At 59.9% G+C, this 16,275-nt stretch carries 16 protein-coding genes and 1 pseudogene; 11 read left to right on the forward strand and 6 right to left on the reverse strand.

From position 1 onward, the window contains the following. The 6 genes and pseudogenes from NKJ23_RS33225 to NKJ23_RS33250 form a co-directional block, all read left to right on the forward strand. Positions 1-3,041: non-ribosomal peptide synthetase (locus tag NKJ23_RS33225; protein ID WP_352684938.1), on the forward strand; the 3,041-nt coding region annotated here is incomplete at its 5' end. Between the two features lie 212 nt (positions 3,042-3,253). Then, positions 3,254-3,898, forward strand: coding sequence for a 4'-phosphopantetheinyl transferase family protein (locus tag NKJ23_RS33230; RefSeq protein WP_352496659.1), 645 nt, complete (start codon positions 3,254-3,256; stop codon positions 3,896-3,898). A gap of 104 nt (positions 3,899-4,002) precedes the next feature. Then, the gene (locus NKJ23_RS33235) at positions 4,003-4,224 is read left to right on the forward strand and encodes a helix-turn-helix domain-containing protein (RefSeq protein ID WP_352496658.1); all 222 of its coding nucleotides are present in this window, start codon (positions 4,003-4,005) and stop codon (positions 4,222-4,224) included. Positions 4,225-4,421: 197 nt separating this feature from the next. Then, positions 4,422-5,126, forward strand: a complete 705-nt coding sequence (locus NKJ23_RS33240; RefSeq protein ID WP_352496657.1) for an IS3 family transposase — start codon at positions 4,422-4,424, stop codon at positions 5,124-5,126. Further along, positions 5,041-6,415, forward strand: a pseudogene (locus tag NKJ23_RS33245) (IS30 family transposase). Before NKJ23_RS33240 ends, NKJ23_RS33245 begins: the two are co-directional and overlap by 86 nt. A 13-nt stretch (positions 6,416-6,428) precedes the next feature. Further along, the gene (locus NKJ23_RS33250; RefSeq protein ID WP_502895948.1) at positions 6,429-6,752 is read left to right on the forward strand and encodes a transposase; all 324 of its coding nucleotides are present in this window, start codon (positions 6,429-6,431) and stop codon (positions 6,750-6,752) included. Between the two features lie 57 nt (positions 6,753-6,809). On the opposite strand, the gene NKJ23_RS33255 is transcribed toward NKJ23_RS33250, so the two are convergent. Next, positions 6,810-7,112 (reverse strand): hypothetical protein, encoded by a 303-nt coding sequence (locus NKJ23_RS33255; RefSeq protein WP_352496656.1) that lies wholly within the window; start codon positions 7,110-7,112, stop codon positions 6,810-6,812. Between the two features lie 756 nt (positions 7,113-7,868). On the opposite strand from NKJ23_RS33255, the gene NKJ23_RS33260 reads away from it, so the two are divergent. Together NKJ23_RS33260 and NKJ23_RS33265 are read left to right on the forward strand one after the other, a co-directional pair. Further along, positions 7,869-8,321, forward strand: a complete 453-nt coding sequence (locus NKJ23_RS33260) for a helix-turn-helix domain-containing protein (protein ID WP_352496655.1) — start codon at positions 7,869-7,871, stop codon at positions 8,319-8,321. 91 nt (positions 8,322-8,412) lie between these two features. Continuing rightward, positions 8,413-8,799, forward strand: coding sequence for a hypothetical protein (locus NKJ23_RS33265; RefSeq protein ID WP_245274873.1), 387 nt, complete (start codon positions 8,413-8,415; stop codon positions 8,797-8,799). A gap of 42 nt (positions 8,800-8,841) precedes the next feature. On the opposite strand, the gene NKJ23_RS33270 is transcribed toward NKJ23_RS33265, so the two are convergent. The 3 genes from NKJ23_RS33270 to NKJ23_RS33280 form a co-directional block, all read right to left on the reverse strand. Continuing rightward, positions 8,842-9,540 (reverse strand): transglycosylase SLT domain-containing protein, encoded by a 699-nt coding sequence (locus NKJ23_RS33270; RefSeq protein ID WP_352496654.1) that lies wholly within the window; start codon positions 9,538-9,540, stop codon positions 8,842-8,844. A 1-nt stretch (position 9,541) separates the two neighbouring features. Continuing rightward, positions 9,542-9,898: a hypothetical protein gene (locus NKJ23_RS33275; protein ID WP_352684941.1), complete on the reverse strand. Its 357-nt coding sequence runs from the start codon at positions 9,896-9,898 to the stop codon at positions 9,542-9,544. Between the two features lie 212 nt (positions 9,899-10,110). Then, positions 10,111-10,641, reverse strand: a complete 531-nt coding sequence (locus tag NKJ23_RS33280) for a hypothetical protein (protein ID WP_352684944.1) — start codon at positions 10,639-10,641, stop codon at positions 10,111-10,113. A 127-nt stretch (positions 10,642-10,768) separates the two neighbouring features. Here NKJ23_RS33280 and NKJ23_RS33285 point away from each other — a divergent pair, with 127 nt between their 5' ends. Both NKJ23_RS33285 and NKJ23_RS33290 read left to right on the forward strand, forming a co-directional pair. Continuing rightward, positions 10,769-11,839, forward strand: a complete 1,071-nt coding sequence (locus NKJ23_RS33285; RefSeq protein ID WP_352496651.1) for an acyltransferase family protein — start codon at positions 10,769-10,771, stop codon at positions 11,837-11,839. After that, complete coding sequence (locus tag NKJ23_RS33290; RefSeq protein ID WP_352684946.1) at positions 11,836-12,126, forward strand: hypothetical protein; 291 nt, start codon at positions 11,836-11,838, stop codon at positions 12,124-12,126. The genes NKJ23_RS33285 and NKJ23_RS33290 overlap by 4 nt, the downstream gene beginning before the upstream one ends. A gap of 567 nt (positions 12,127-12,693) precedes the next feature. Here the strand turns inward: NKJ23_RS33290 and NKJ23_RS33295 are convergent. Then, positions 12,694-13,506: a hypothetical protein gene (locus NKJ23_RS33295; RefSeq protein ID WP_352496650.1), complete on the reverse strand. Its 813-nt coding sequence runs from the start codon at positions 13,504-13,506 to the stop codon at positions 12,694-12,696. Positions 13,507-14,412: 906 nt separating this feature from the next. On the opposite strand from NKJ23_RS33295, the gene NKJ23_RS33300 reads away from it, so the two are divergent. Next, positions 14,413-15,141: a helix-turn-helix transcriptional regulator gene (locus NKJ23_RS33300; RefSeq protein WP_352496649.1), complete on the forward strand. Its 729-nt coding sequence runs from the start codon at positions 14,413-14,415 to the stop codon at positions 15,139-15,141. A gap of 662 nt (positions 15,142-15,803) precedes the next feature. Here the strand turns inward: NKJ23_RS33300 and NKJ23_RS33305 are convergent. After that, positions 15,804-16,275 (reverse strand): TCP-1/cpn60 chaperonin family protein (locus NKJ23_RS33305; protein WP_352684948.1); only part of this gene is annotated, 472 nt, incomplete at its 5' end.

Raw genomic sequence — 16,275 nt, forward strand, 5'->3', positions numbered from 1 at the left:
TCGAGCAGGTGGTCGAGATCGTCAAGCCGCCCCGGGCTCTTGATCACACGCCGCTGTTCCAGGTGATGTTGGCCTGGCAGAACAACGCCGTCGGGTCATTGGACCTGCCGGGGCTGAGTGTGGAAGCTGCCGGGGAGGGGTATGATCAGGTCAAGTTCGATCTGGAGCTGAGCCTTTGCGAGCGTGGCGAGGAGATCGCCGGAACGTTTGGTTATGCCACGGCGCTGTTCGATCAGGCGACGATCGAGCGGCAGCGTGGTTATCTGCTGGCGCTGCTGCGGGCGATGGCTGCCGATGCAGGCCAGCCGGTCGGCCGCATTGACATCCTGCCGGCCGCCGAGCGCACCTATCTGCTGGAGGATCTGAACCGGACGGCGGCGGCCTATCCGTCGCAGCGGTGCGTCCACGAGCTGTTCGAGGCGCAGGTGCGCCAGGCGCCGGAGGCTTTGGCGGTGGTCCATGAGGACGAGCGCCTGAGCTATGGCGAGCTCAACGCGCGGGCCAACCGTCTGGCGCATCATCTGATCGGGCTCGGGGTCAGGCCGGACCAGCCGGTGGCGATCTGCCTGGAGCGCAGCGTGGCGATGGTGGTGGGGCTTTTGGCGATCCTCAAGGCGGGCGGTGCCTATCTGCCGCTGGACCCGGCCTATCCCTGCGCGCGGCTGCGGCAGGTTCTCGACGATGCCGCGCCGCGGCTGCTGCTTTGCGATGCGGCCGGCCGGGCCGCGCTCGGCCCCGAGGCGCTTGTCGATGTGAGCGTGGTCGATCTGGAGACGGCCACTCCCACCTGGGCCGAGCTGCCGGCCTGCGATCCCGAGCCGCGCGCCCTTGGTCTCACCGCGCGCCATCTCGCCTATGTCATCTACACCTCAGGCTCCACCGGAACCCCAAAGGGCGTCATGGTCGAGCATGGAAGTCTGGTGAACTATTTGCATTGGTCGGATCGCAGCCATTACGAAGAAGCCGGCAACGGTTCGCCCATGCTGCTGTCGTTCAGCTTTGATGCTGGCGTTACGACCTTATTCGGGCCTTTCTTGGCGGGCGCCAAGCTTCGTCTTGCCAACCCCATTGCCCTAATACATGCGCTTGCTGCTTTAGAGGATGGTCAGACCTATGATCTAATCAAGCTGACCCCTTCGCATCTAAGCCTGCTGAACAAGCGGCTTGAAGCCTACAAGGGACCAGCCCCGACCAGAGCACTCATGGTCGGTGGCGAGGCCTTGATCCCGGCAGACATGCAGTTTTGGCAAGAGCATTTCCCGAACGTGCGTCTGATCAATCATTATGGTCCGACAGAAGCGACGGTTGGATGTGCCACATTCGCAATATCCGACGCTGTCGGGGGGCTGGCCTCCATCCCGATCGGGCGCCCGATTGCGAACACGCGGGTGTACCTGCTGGACGGTCATGGCGCGCCGGTGCCGTTCGGGGCGGTGGGTGAGCTTTACGTTGGCGGGGCCGGCGTTGCGCGTGGCTACCTGAACCGGCCTGATCTGACGGCGGAGCGGTTCATCGCCAGTCCCTTTGTGGAGGGCGACCGTCTGTACCGGAGCGGCGACCTGGGGCGTTATCTGCCGGACGGCAATCTGGAGTTTTTGGGCCGCAACGACGACCAGGTGAAGATCCGCGGCTTCCGCATCGAGCCGGGCGAGATCGCGGCGCGGCTTTGCGAGCACGCCTGGGTGCGCGAGGCGGTGGTGGTGGCGCGCCAGGACCGGGCCGGCGACAAGCACCTTGTCGCCTATGTCGTGTGTGGACCCGAGGCCGGCTCGGACGAGGACGGTGGCGGCGCGCTTGCCGGCGCCTTGCGCGCGCATGTGAGCGGGCGGCTGCCGGACTACATGGTGCCATCGGCATTCGTGCGGCTCGAGGCCTTGCCGCTGACGGTGAACGGCAAGCTCGACCGCAAGGCACTGCCGGCGCCGGAGGACGAGGCCTATGCGCGGGCGGCCTATGAGGCGCCGCGCGGCGCGGTCGAGACGGCGCTGGCACAGATCTGGGCGGAGCTTCTCGGTGTCGAGCGGGTCGGGCGCCACGACAACTTCTTCGAACTGGGCGGCCACTCGCTCCTGGCGGTGCAGTTGCTCAGTCGAGCATTAGATCTTGGGCTGGACTTTAGCGCCGCTGACCTCTTCCAAGCCCCTGTTCTGAAGGAACTTGCATCGAAGATTCATTTGGAGCCACAGCCCAGGAGTCGCGGAGTGATTTCCATTCGACCAACCGGATCGCAGCCACCGCTCTTCTTTGTCCCCACAGGTTTTGGAGATTGTTCCTATGTCGTCGGTCTGGTGGAGGAAATGGACGTAGACTGTCCCGTCTACGCTTTACCATGGCCGTCTTTCGATGAAGTTCGTCCACTGACCCTTGAAGCGATAGCTGATCAGGTCATCCTCGCGATCAAAGAAATTCAACCGCAGGGACCATATCGCTTCGCTGGATACTCATCAGGCGGAATCTTGGCTTACGCAATCGCCCAGCGCTTGCTGAGTCTCGATGACGCTGTGTCGTTCATCGCTCTCATCGATGTTACGCTACCCGCAAACGTGACAAAGATATCACCCATCCAAATGGTACGAGACGTCGTGCTCGATTCTTTTGAATCCTTAGATGATGAGAGCTTCGAAGTGTTGGAGCAATTTGCTGGACAAAGTTCAATCGCTCAGCTGCTTGAAAAGGGGCAGCAAATTGGGGCAATACCTCTGGATCGTAATCTCCATAACGATGTTTTGATGTATGAAAGGACCGCCCGGTTCCACAAGGCGCTGCAGGCGTACCAAGTCCCAACCCTGCCAATTGAGATACATCAGTTTTATGCCACCGAGGCTCTCTTCAGTTCTCGGGCACGACAAGCTAAGAGTTCATTCTGCCCAGAGGCATGTTCGCCTATGCGCGGCTGGGACCGGGTCTTGAGTCCGGAGGCCATTACTGCCGTACCGATTGTAGGCGACCACGTGACGATGATGAGTGTTCTGGAAAGCCGCAAGGCTCTGGCCCGAGCTATTTCTACGCCCTTAATCGGGGTTCTTGAAAAAGATCCCTAGCGAACTGCACCGAAGGTTCTGGCACCCAGACGAGGTTCGGTCTCGGATCGCGACAATCCCCAAATGTCGGAGGAGTTCTGGCTCGGTGATCCAAAGTTGGGAAACATATGTGGTCCGCCGCCACTGCTGATCGACGACCAAGTCGGGCTAAATGCAACGCGAAGCTACATTGACTGAGCATCTCATTGGAAAAGCTCATAGGAACCAGATAAATGGAGATTATCACGATTGATCAACAGAACATCCTCGTCGGCATTCGTCCAATAGAGCCGGCTGACGAATCGACCTTGTACGCTTCCGAAGTTACGTCTACGGGACGCGCTGTTCCCAAAGTCCGCCGCCAGAGCGGTGCTGCAAGAGTAATTGCCCGAACACTTCTTGGGCAACCGGGATTTCCACCACTGCCGATCTTAAAGACGCGCTCTGGTGTTCCGATCTGGCCAGCCGGCATGGTCGGATCTTTGGCTCACCACGATACAGTAGCAGCCGCCGCCATTGCAGGGACGAAGAGGATTGCAGCGCTCGGCATCGACATTGAACCTAATGAACCTCTGCCGGAGAACTTGATCGAATTGATTGCTACCCCTAACGAGCAACGCATGTACGATCTACGCCTGCTTCAACGGCGGGACCTCTTCGTTTTGAAGGAGGCTGTATATAAAGCCTATTTTCCACTGTACAATGATTTTCTTGAATTCCAGGATGTGGAAATTGATCTCCCTGCGCGATTAGGATACGTGCCAAAGAAAGATTGCACATTTTCGCTCGAGTTACTTGTTTCCAACAATGTAATTGGGTTGGCGTATTCATGGCCGACATGCGGTGACCTTGCCCCGCTTGCAAATTCCGACGACTAACCGGACGCCGTTCCTATCAAAAACCGGACGCGATTGGAGTGCACCCCCAGACTGAGACAAGGAAAATCGCGGACAGTTTCCCCGCAAATAGAGGAAACTGGGGCATGGCCGGACGGCAAAGAGTTATTGATGATGACCAAAAGCTGGAGCTTCTCCGGCGCATGGAGGCGGGCGAAACCGTCAGCAAGTTGGCAGATGAGGTCGGTATCAGTCGGCAACGACTTTACGAGTGGCGTGATCATCTCAGGCTTCATGGTAATCTGAAGTCACGTCGGCGCGGCCGGCCGGCCAGGACAGCAGGAGTTGACGGGGCCGCACAGCTGTAGAGTGCAGTCGATGTGCCGTCACCTCAGGAAAAGGCACTGAGCAAGGCCAGGCGCCGGATCAGGGAACTGGAGCAGAAGGTCGGGCAGCAGCAGCTCGATCTCGATTTTTTTCGCGAAGCCTTGCGGCACTTCGAGGAAGATCAGCGTCGGAGCAGCGCTCCTGGCGAAACGGCATCTTCAAAGTCATCGAAAAGATGATGACCGGCTTGTCGCAAGGCGAATTCAACATCGACAGAATGTGCTGGCTCGCTGGTGTCAGCCGCGCGAGCTATTACCGTCACTGGCTGGATTCGGCCCCTCGTCGGGCCGAGACGGGTTTGCGCGATCTCATTCAGAAGCTGGCTCTCGGCAACACACACTACGGCTACCGCCGGATCGGAGCCCTGCTTCGGCGCGAGGGGTGGCAAGTCAATCACAAATGCGTTCTACGGATCATGCGTGAAGACAATCTGTTGTGCCTGCGCGCTAGACCCTTTGTGCCTGTGACGACCAACTCCCGGCATGGTTGGCAAGTCGTGCCGAACCTCGCGAGGGGAATGATCCTCAATGGCGTAAACCAGCTATGGGTTGCCGATATCACCTTCCTGCATCTGGCCGAGGAGTTTGCCTTCCTTGCCGTTGTCCTTGACGCGTTTAGCCGCAAGGTCGTCGGATGGGCGTTGGATACGCATCTTAGAGCAAGCCTTGCCATCGAGGCTCTCGAGATGGCGATCGCTGATCGCCAGCCCGTACCCGGGAGCCTCATCCATCATTCCGACCGCGGGGTTCAAGGCGGATTCAAGCGGTCGTCGCAACACCTGAGCGAAGGAGGTTGCGATGGTCATTCGAAAACGAAGATCACACCGTTCTGGACGAGCGCCGTTGCCGTCGCCGGGACGGCCGCCAGTGGCGGGGCGATTTGAACTCCAGCGATTCTGGTTGGGGATTGCGCAGGGAATGACCAGCGAGGATGCTGCGCTGACGGCTGGCATGTCGCAGCCTGTCGGAACCAGATTGTTTCGAGAGGCAGGCGGCATGCCACCAGCGATGTTCAGTTCCTCGGCCAGACCGCCGTCCGGGCGGTACCTCTCGTTTGCGGAACGCGAGGAGATCGCACTTCTTCGCGTTCAGGGCCTTTCGAGACGCGAGATCGGACTCCGACTTGGCCGATCCGCCTCGACCATCTCCCGCGAGCTACGACGCAATGCCGCGACGCGCAGCGGCGGCCTGGAGTATCGTGCATCGACAGCCCAATGGCACGCCGAGCGATCGGCCCGTCGGCCCAAACCGACCCAAGCTTGCGCTCAACACGACCTTGCGCACTTATGTGGAGCAGCGACTGGCCGGCGTGGTCATGACCCCGAGCGGCGCCGCCGTTCCTGGTCCCGCCGTTCCGTGGAAGGGCCGCCGGCATGGCCCGCGAAAGGATCGGCGCTGGGCCAGGGCCTGGAGCCCGGAGCAGATTGCCCGACGCTTGCCGATCGACTTCCCGGACGACAAGACGATGCGCATCAGCCACGAAGCCATCTATCAAGCCCTCTTCGTTCAGGGTCGGGGAGCGCTACGCCGCGAACTGTCGGCCTGCTTGCGAACGGGGCGCGTGCTGCGGGTCCCCAGGGCGCGCGTACTCAGGCGAGGCAAGAGCTTTGTCTCGCCGGAGATCATGATCAGTCAACGCCCCGCCGAAGCGGCCGATCGCGCGGTGCCGGGTCACTGGGAGGGAGACCTCATCCTTGGTCTTGGCAGCTCGGCGATCAGCACGCTGGTTGAACGTACGACACGCTTCACGATGCTATTCCATCTTCCCCGGCTTGCGGGGCATGGCGAAGCTCCGCGCATGAAAAATGGACCCGCTCTCGCGGGACACGGGGCCGAAGCCGTGCGCGACGCAATTACGCGGACCATCATCACCTTGCCCGAAGAACTGCGCCGTTCGCTGACCTGGGATCAGGGAGCCGAAATGGCTCAGCACGATCGTCTCAAGATCGACGCGGGCGTCCAAGTCTACTTCTGCGATCCGCAAAGCCCATGGCAGCGGGGCACCAACGAGAACACCAATGGGCTGCTACGTCAGTACTTCCCGAAAGGCACCGACCTGAGCATCCATAGCGCCGACGAGATCGCCGCCGTGGCTGCGGCCCTCAATGCCAGACCGAGAAAGACCCTGGGCTGGAAAACGCCCGCAGAGGCGCTTGACGAGTTGCTGTCGTGAGTGAACACAATCGGTGTTGCGACGATCGCTTGAATCCGCCCAATACGCGTGCGGGGCCTACTCCGAACTTCTGCATCGCCGCGGCATCCAGGCAAGCATGAGCCGTGTCGGCAATCCTTACGACAATGCGAAGGCGGAGAGCTTCATGAAAACCCTGAAACAGGAAGAGGTGCAAGGTCTCGCCTATAAGGATGCAGATGATGCCCGCAAGCACATCGGTGCTTTCATAGAGACCGTTTACAACACGCAGCGCTTGCATTCGGCGCTCGACTACCTCAGTCCGGAGGAATACGAACAGAAGCATTCACGCGGGCGACAGATGGAAAAGGCTGCATAGCTTAACACGGGGTGTCCGCGATTTTCCTTGTCTCAGTCTGGGGGCGCACTCCACCTGTTAAAGTTTGAAGCGGCCAAGGCGCTGATCGTTGAGGCGGTACTGCCAAACCAGGTTCGGATCCTTAGGGTTGACGCCGGACGTCGACCAGGCGGAGCGCTCGAACTTTGCAGCGTCATGCAAAGGAAGTTCGTCATCACAGCGCGACGGCTGTAACGACGAGCGAAGGCGATACCGTCCGATACTGTGAGTTAGAAATTCGATGACACAGACGGTGGCGAGGGACAGGATCAAGAAAGCAGTGGAAAAGCTGAGCAGGCGAAGGCCGGTTTCCTGATCGGGCAGGGCGAAGAAAGCGAGCACACCGCCGGCGAAAATTGCGAACCCGAACCCTCATGAGCATGACACAGAGCCTCCTATTTCGATGTTGATCATTATAATATCACAGATCAAGCGTCATTATAATGATCAACGGAGATAGGATGGCCCCTCATGGAGCAAGCGTTTTTCGAAGGCTGGGGGCATGGTGCCGCCTTTGGCGGTATCGGCTTCAGAGTGCGGCGTATTCCCCGGCGCCTTTTCCAGCTCGGACAGGGATAGAGATTGGATCCTCGCCGACCCGCGGGGGCCAAGCCTTGCGGCCCGTTTTGAGCGTAATCGGCAATGCGAATCGTGGACTGCGCAGCCGCCTAACATCGTTACATAGCCGGGAAATCATCCACGCTCTTGAAACAGGGGCGTCGAGGTTTCGCTTCTGGTCGATCTGAACCAGGTCATTCGAAATGGTATGGGGCAACGATTGCAGGGCCTGCCTGCCGCAGGGGCAGAGAACAGGGTTGTCCCTCCGGATGAGGCGTTACACGACAAATTCATAAGTCGGATGACCACGCCATCCAACCTGGATCATTTAATGATTCATTTTCAACAGGGCATTCAGATCGAAATGCTATCGTGCTCTGGAACGATTTAGCGGCGGCCAAAATCGCTATACGGGAGTATGGGGAGGATGCCGCGACACTTTAATAGGGCAATGAGTCATCGTTTCGGCTAACAGCCTGAGCACTAGACATTTTACAAAAAATGGCCGTCATATTCCGACCGATAAGCAGGAGTGCAACCGTGCCAATATTTAAAAACAAGACAGAAGACAGCGATGGTTGGCTTTCGATCCTGCTCGCCCTGCGACTTCGCCAAATCGAGAACGAGTACCCGGACTATGCGAGTTTTGCCGACGCTACGGGGCTATCGCGCGGCACGCTCTACCAGTTGCGGACGGGGAAGGGGAACCCGACATTCGTCACCCTGGAGCGGCTGGCACGGCACCTGAAGGTGCCGGTGTGGACGCTCATCGGGCGTACTGGTGACGACGACAGCGTGAAGCGGGACATCGAGACGTTCGGCTTCAACTTCAACGAGATTGCGCGGCATATTGAGGCCACGCGTGCTGTGAAGCGCTCGATGACGGAGTTCAGTGGTGTACCTTCTTTGAAAGAGGCAGCCATCCCCGCTGGGGCAACCTCCGAGAAGAAGCAGCCACCTCAGGCCAAAAAGAGACGCAGGACAAGCCAGTAGCATACAATAAAAGTATACGCTGCTAAACAATCGGCGTAGATTCATTTGCTACGATAAGCTGAAAATATGCTTTATATTTCTTTGACTGGCATTGGAAAATCTGCCAGCGTCGATGCACCGGCATCATTTTGCTGAAGGGTTCACGATGCAAGCGAATATTTGGCAAGTCGCAGGAGACAATTCGCTCTACAAGGAAGCGGCGGCGTTCGTCGATTGCCAACCGAAACCATGGGTGGAAGAGGTTTCCGAATTTCTGCGGAAGAAAGGCAAGCCCGAGACGATCACGTTGGTGATCGGACAGTTCATCGTGGCGGCTCTGTTCGAAGGACGACACGCGGATCTGCTCTACTGGTCGTTGGTTGCGTCCGAAGTGAACTGCGGCGGGATGGAGCAATGGCCTGATGATGTGCGCCAGGAGCTGGCAAGCCATCTGAAACGGGGATTTGGAAAGCTCTCGTCGCGAAATCTCTCCCATTGAAGGCAGCTGGCCGACGGCGTGGCCCTCAATGGGGAGACGGGGTTACACCTGACCAGAGGCAACATTGATGTCGCTTCTGGCGGGACCGGGAGCGGATGAAGCGAGTTTTGTCTCACCACCGTTGGGCGTCTGAAAGTCGCCTGGTCCCATTTGGCAGACCGGTTGCGCGCCGCACCCCTGACGAATGGATTGGCCGGCCGAATTGAGGCCGGCATAGCGGCGGTTTACGTCGTTCGTCCAGTTACGGCGCTGGCTTTCCGTGCTGCCGTTGTAACGATCGGCGAGGCAGGGAATACTTGACGTGCCGCCGCACGATTTGACGGCATCGCGAAGCGTCATTACGCCGCCTTCAATGTTTTCGGACAAGATGCCCCGATCCATCCCGTAGGCGCGGCCGGTCGCTCCCGTAAGCTGCATCGGTCCAAGAACGCCACTGAAGGAGCCGGCACATGCTGACATCGCGCCTTCGTGAGCGGACACGGCAAGAGCGAGCTTGGGATCAACGCCATACTTGTTGGCGGCGTCTACAATCATATTGGCGATGTTCGGGCTGCGCTCCATCATCTCTTGCGTGGACGGATAGCTCGGCAGACCCGCTCCGTTCTTACAAAGGGAACGCAAGGTCGTTTTGTCATTGAGGTCGCAAGAATTTGCATCCTGGTCAAAGGAATTCGCTTGCGCAACAGGCGCTTGTCCGACGACCAGGAGCGCGGCGAGGAGTATTGGGAAGGGACGCAGCATCTTACTTCCCCGGGCAGAAATTATAGATGGTGCCATTGATGGAGAGCGCGTCGCTGGATGGGCGCGTAATCTTCATCGGCGTGATGACCGGGGAGCTGCTGCCACGCTCTGTACATGAGGCTTGGAACGCATCGCCTGCATGACGGGTGCCTGCTATCTTGCAGGTGCTTGCGCCGACGGTGATTGCGTCGCCGTCAAACTCGGCAAGTTCGAGAGCGCCCACGCCTTGGTCGAGATCGGCACATGTGTGTGTAGACGCTACATATGATCCCTGCGGAGCCTTGAGCGGATCAAGCGCTTGCGCGATTGCCGGCGAGATCAAGACGGCTAGAGTCGTGAAGATTGTCGGGCTGGCCATGGCAGATCTCCTGAACGTCATCCCGCCGCGGCCGCCGGCAGGAGCCGCGGTCAAGGCGGCGCATCGCGCGCCGTGAGGGAAGCCTTGATCCGGTGGCGATGGCCGGTGGCAGGCTGGTGTACTGAATAAGGTTAGGTTTTCCATGTCGATCATGGTTGCGCTCCTTCCGAATATCGAGGTTGCCGGAAACACACCGGGCATCGCGGCTTCCCCTAGGGTTGCGGGACAGGGACCCGGAATTGGCATTCCGGGGCGATTTCACCTTGGAATACGATGCCGGCGCGAATAGTTTTGGCCTGAACATCATATGCACCCATTGCACCATTCCGAGCGAGGTCGGGGCGGACGTTATTCGGTTGCGCGCCATATTCGATGAAACAGCCTGAGCCAGCGTCAGCGACCGTTGATCGGCCGTTCTGGTAGATCGCCAAGCGCATGGGACATCGTTTCAGCGTGGCATTGCCGACAGGATCGGCGCGGATCGGCGAGCAGCCGGTGAGCGTGTGCAGGACCGAGAGGACGACGGTTTTGGTCGGGCTGCGCACGACGATGTGACTCTCGGAAGCCGGCGCGTTGGCGACCGCAAAGCGCGTGTCGCCTTTGGCCACGTAGGCGTCGTTGTTTTTCTTCAGCCGGTCGGCCCATAGGGAGGCGTAGGGCACAGCTTCCGAGTTCGGGAGCTCGAGATCGGCGTAGGCGACGGCGCGCCAGGCGTTCGGATCATGCGTGAGCGACTGAGCCAAAGCGTGGGGCGCCAATGTAAGGGCAGTCGCGACTGCGACAAATGTCAGGCGTACGCGCATTCCTTGCCTCGCTTTTCTGCATTATGATTAAATCAATGTTTTGGTGATTGTCGAGCGTGATATTTGAATGAACCAAAAAGCTCGCCTATCGGGGCTGGATGAATTGCGTGGTCTGGCGATCGGGCTGGTGGTGCTGTCGCATGTCGGGCCGGTCTTCGGAGATGGCGGGACGAGCGCCGCTCTGCTATTTGCGCCGGCATGGAGCGTCGGGGTCGACTTGTTCTTTGTGATTTCCGGCCTGCTGGTGGAACGCTCATTGCGAAGCCTGCGGCTCGAGCTCGGAGCGATCGAGGCGGCTTCCGCTTTCTATGTCAGGCGTGCCATGCGGATCGTGCCGCTGGCCTGGTGCGTCGGCGCCATCCTCTCGATCGGGTTGATCATCCCGGAAAGCGGCGTTGAGCCCGCAGACGCGAAGGCGGCATTCGCCTTCATCTCGAATGCGCATTGGGCGCCCTGTTTCGGGGGCGCCACAGGATGCGGGAACGCCTATGCGTTTGGGCCATTCTGGTCGATCGCCGCCGAAATGCAATTTTATCTACTGGCTCCGCTCCTGGTGTTCTTGCTACCGCGGCGGGCGCTCGTCGCGCTGGCCGGACTCGTTCTCGTGGTCGGGACGTTCACGCTGCGGCCATGGGGCGGGACGCTTTGGACGTTCCGCATCGATGCAATCGCGGTCGGGCTGGCGATCGGAGCAACCATGGGCAAAAGCGCATGGCCAGGACTGGTGGAACACCTGCGCGCGATCGGTAACATGGAAGCGGGGTTCTGGATGACGGTCGGAGCCTTCATGCTGTCGATCTTGCCGCCGGCGACACATGGCGTGGCGACTGCCGCACTGGCGCTGATGTGCGGGTGGATCGTGACAAGGGCGACCTTGCGGGATGGTTCTGTGAACTGGCCGGGGCGGATGCTGCGCCACTTAGGAGACATCTCCTATGCCCTCTACCTGATCCATCTGCCGGTGCTGGCGCTCTTCAATTGGTCCCTTGGCCAATTCCTGGGGGCTCCGGCGACGGCAACGCTCTCGATCGCGATTGCGATCGGGCTGTCTCATGTGCTGACAGCGGCGATCGGAAATCCGCTCCGCCAGCTCGGCCGCCAATGGTCAAATCGAACAGTCCGGGAGGTGTCGCCGTGACGGAAGAAAATCGTCAGTGGTCGCTTGGTGGTGAAGATGTCGATCAAATTCCGCGAGGAGCGAGGGCGCTGGCGGAGCAGCTATTGACCGAGACCGACGGCGATGCCGTGGCAGCGCTCGTCGCGGCATGCTGCGTCATTGGAGCCATGCGCTCGGCGGCATCGAGGGGTATGGTGCGCAACGGATCGCCGTCAGGGGTCGATATCGCGCAAGTGCTGGACGTGTTCGTGCGAAGCGAGCCCCCAGCAGAAGAGCAGAGCCTAACCGATAGAGGACCCCGACCGTGAAGCAGCTGCGATGGGCTGTGCGTCCTGCCGCTCGCTCCCCCGGAATGCTGAACGCCCGATACCCGCAGTTTGATCTTCGTGGGCGACCGTCAGCAATACCGAGCACTGACACTGATTCGCCCCGAAAAGGGGTTGAACTAAAGCCTTGCGAAACGCGCTTTGGCCGAACGACAGATCGATCTCGCATAGTGCCTTTGAAATAGTCGCTCGCCGGGCCTGTTCTTCCCAAAAGAAAAAGTGCGGGGAGCATGATTTTTCGGCCGGAGGTGAGCGATGCGGCCGCCGTGCTGAAGGTCAGCCATGACTGCTGGCGCGACCACACGCAATAGGCTCGAAGTCGCCGAAGACGGCCGTCGCCATCTTCGAACTGGGGTCTGCGCGAAAGAGACACGGTGGTGAATCGGCACGCTGCGTGACGACAGATCCGGAGCGTCGTAAAAGCCGCTCGCAGCGTACCTCTCATACGCCGCTGACAATCTTGGCGACGCCGGCGCCTTGCCGTTGGTTTGGCCGTCGACTTCTGTGCGCATCTGGCCTGCCGACACGCGGTAGAGTGACGGCCGCCGCTCAGTAGCGGTTGCCGAACCAGCCCTTGCTCTTGGGTGGCGAGGGTTCCTGATAAGCCCACGGGACGGATTTGTAGGACGGCCTCGGGTCTTGGACGCGCCAAGCCTTCTGCCAGTAGTAAAAATTGAGGGGTACTCGGGCGAGTACGCGACCATCGGCAGACAGGAGGTCGGAAGCGCAGGTGACGACGGGGCCATCGTAGTGTTGCACGCGGCCGGTATAGCCGTTGAGCGCTCCGGGCCGGCACGCAAAGACACGAACGCCTGCAGCGATCGTGTCTGGGGCTTCCGCAGGGACGGAGATCGTCTTGATGCCTTCCTTGGTGATGAGCGTGCGCACGGGCACAGAGCTCCAATGCGAGCGGCGCAAGGCGTTATTCGCCTGAGCTTCGGTTGGGTAGCCGGTACGCTGGGTAGTGATCGGCGGGAAGCTGCCCCAGTCGGGCGCATATTCCTGCCGGCTGCGACTGACCCGATCGGGCTTCCAATAGGCGTCCGTAGCCGAAACGGGTCCATGCGAGGCCGATTGTGCAGCATCCGGCACTCGCCCGGCGCAACCGGCGAGCAAGGCCGCGGATGCGACGATGGGGAGGATGTGACGAAAGGTACGCATGTCGTGCTCGAGGGTCATGGGTTTCGCAGGTGAGGATTTCCGGTAGATCCAAGGCATCTTGAAGGTGCTGGCCGAAATGCCGCGATGGGTTTTGCGCGCCTGGCGCTCGATCTGGCCGTAGAGGGGGATGCGACGATCGGGATCGTCGGGGAGGGTAACGGCTATGCCGGCTTTCAGCCTCTCGCCGGCGACGTCGGCCATATCGCTGGTTGGACAACGCCCGGGACGATAGCCTCGTCTTTCCGGATCGGCGAGCAGACAACCCATTTTTCAAGGTGGCGGTTACGAGCCATGCCATGGCGACAACGCCACAAGGCCGCATCTGCTTTCCCAGCGTCGCGGTCTGGCCCAGGTCGCAGCCGTGGACGCCGCGATAGGTGCACGCGTGCAAGTGTCTCTGACTCATATCCAGCGAGGGGAGGAGGGTGCTCGCATCCGGACCGGTGCACGATGGGCCGGGTAGGGGCCTCGGTGTCGAGTTGACGCGGGGCGGTCTGATTTTCTGGATTTCGGCAAGGGCTGGGACCATCAGGCAATCGATACTCTGAATGCGCGCTATGCCGGGGCAGTCGCAGCGGCATCCGACTGGACGAACTCAGCGGCTTCGTGGGAGCCTTGCCTGATGTCGCTGCGAGCTGCGAGCCTCTCGAAGCCGCTGTTCGAGCGCTAAATAGCGAGCCGTTATCGCATTCAGTTTTGTGAAGAACTGCTTGCTCTGCGCAGGGTTGCCCGGCACAGGTGGAGGTGACAAAGCGAAAAGAGCATCCCTATCAGCGTCTAATTGTTCCAGCTCCAAACAGAAACGGCAAACCTCGTGGTCGGTCGTTCCGGAACTCCGATGTGATGCACGGCGCGAGGTACGCGTAGGGTTAGTCTGCCGACCCACATCGTTTGACGAAAATACGATCGTATCCAAGGCGTTTCCTCCACGCCGGTTTGTGGCCATGCAACCTGGAATAAAGCGGGTTGCAACCTAAGTATACTGGCGGTTTCGCCTGTCACTTTTGACAGGGCGCAAGACGCTGGAATCCAGCGAGGAGCAACCTAGTTAAATACCCCGCGCGAATGGCTCGGAGAGGCACGTCGATAGCAAGGAGGTAAGCGCAATTGGACTCAAATTTTCACTACATGACTGAGGGTATTCGAGCAGTTGCCTCTCCTGCGGACGCAACGGACCTTCTGAACACAATTGTCGAAAGTTACGGCCTGGAGACGGCGGCCTTTCTTACCGTCAGGCCGGTTTATGAGGAACCGAGTAAGCCGTTCTATGTGACCACCTATTCGCCTGACTGGGTGAAACGCTACATCGAGAAGGATTTTTTCGAAATCGATCCCGTGCTTACCTACGGGCTGCGTGCTGTGACATTGGTTGATTGGAAGGAAATCGACCTATCGGACAAGGCTGTGCGGACATTCTTCGGTGAAGCGAGGGAACATGGGGCCGGAAAGCATGGCGTCACGTTCCCAGTTAGGGGTGTCGACGGCGACCGCGGCATTCTGAGCGTGACGAGCAACGAGAACGCAGCGGCGTGGCAGGCGTTTCTCAAATCCGAGGTTCGTGACTTCCAGCATCTCGCCGGCGAATTTCACCATGCTATCGGTCGAATTCAAGGAAGGGCTCTCCATCAGACGGTCTGCTCCGATAGAGAGATCGAATGCCTGAAATGGTACGCGAGGGGAGAGAAGGTCAAACGGACCGCAGAGATACTGTCGCTATCCCCTCGCACGGTGCGATTTCATCTTGATCTGGCACGGGCCAAGCTGGGTGCCAAAAGCTTGGCGCATGCAGTTGCGATCGCGACAGAGCGCGGCCTTTTCTTCCAAAGACGGTTTTGATCGCTAGCCAAGCGCTTCGCGGGAAGGGCCGCCGGCGATGGTTCCCGCCGGCAATATTCGTACCGTTTCGTGAAGCTGGGATTATAGAATGATGAATGACTAGATCATGGGGAAAGAAGGGAGACGGCGCTCTGTAAAACCTCATCCGGAAAGGCGCGCGACCCTCTGAGGGCAGAACGCTGGCCAGACCAAATGCCCTATTCGCAAACCATACGGTACCGTTTGCCGGGCTCGCTGACGTTCTTGCAGACAAGCAGCTTGTGCGGCTCGGAAGAGGAGAGCGGAGGACTTGCGACCCGCGATCCACGTCTGTTTGATGTCTTGTGACTTGCCGTAGGGCGCGGTTCGAGCCTTTCCGGCTTCTGTGGCGCAACCGGAAACACGCTGGCTTCGATCTGTGGCTGCTGCAGGCGTGGCGGCTCTTTGTCAAAGAATCGCCTGGCATCAAGCGATCGCGGAATAATCACCGTACCATCATCGCTGTGCGCGCAGCCGCTGCCCAACAGTAAAGCCAGCCCCAGGAAAAAAGGCGGTGTCCGTCCAAACATAAGCACAACCTTGGCGGGCATACCCCGGCTTGCGAGTCGCCGGCAACAGGGGATGGATCACGAGAAAGGGCGGCATCGCTTGCCGCCCTTCCGAGATATGAGATGCGAGGACCTTTAAAAGCCCATGCCGCCCATGCCGCCGCCGCCCATGCCGCCAGGCATACCACCAGGCATGCCGCCGCCAGCCGACTCCTTCTTCGGAGCCTCCGCGATCATGGCTTCGGTAGTGACCAGCAGGCCGGCGACCGAGGCCGCGTCCTGCAGAGCCGTGCGCACGACCTTGACCGGATCGACGATACCCATGGCGATCATGTCGCCATATTCGCCGGTCTGGGCATTGTAGCCGAAGGTCGCGCCCTTGTTGTCGAGGATCTTGCCGGCGACGATCGATGCTTCCGCACCGGCGTTGGCCGCGATCTGGCGGGCCGGAGCCTGCAGCGCGCGACGCACGATGGCGATGCCGGCGGTCTGGTCGGAGTTGGCGCCAGTGACGGTGATGGCCAGCGAAGCGCGCAGCAGGGCGACGCCGCCGCCGGGAACGATGCCTTCTTCGACGGCCGCGCGGGTCGCGTTGAGGGCGTCATCG

Source organism: Mesorhizobium sp. M0184 (assembly GCF_040322215.1).
GTDB lineage: Bacteria > Pseudomonadota > Alphaproteobacteria > Rhizobiales > Rhizobiaceae > Mesorhizobium.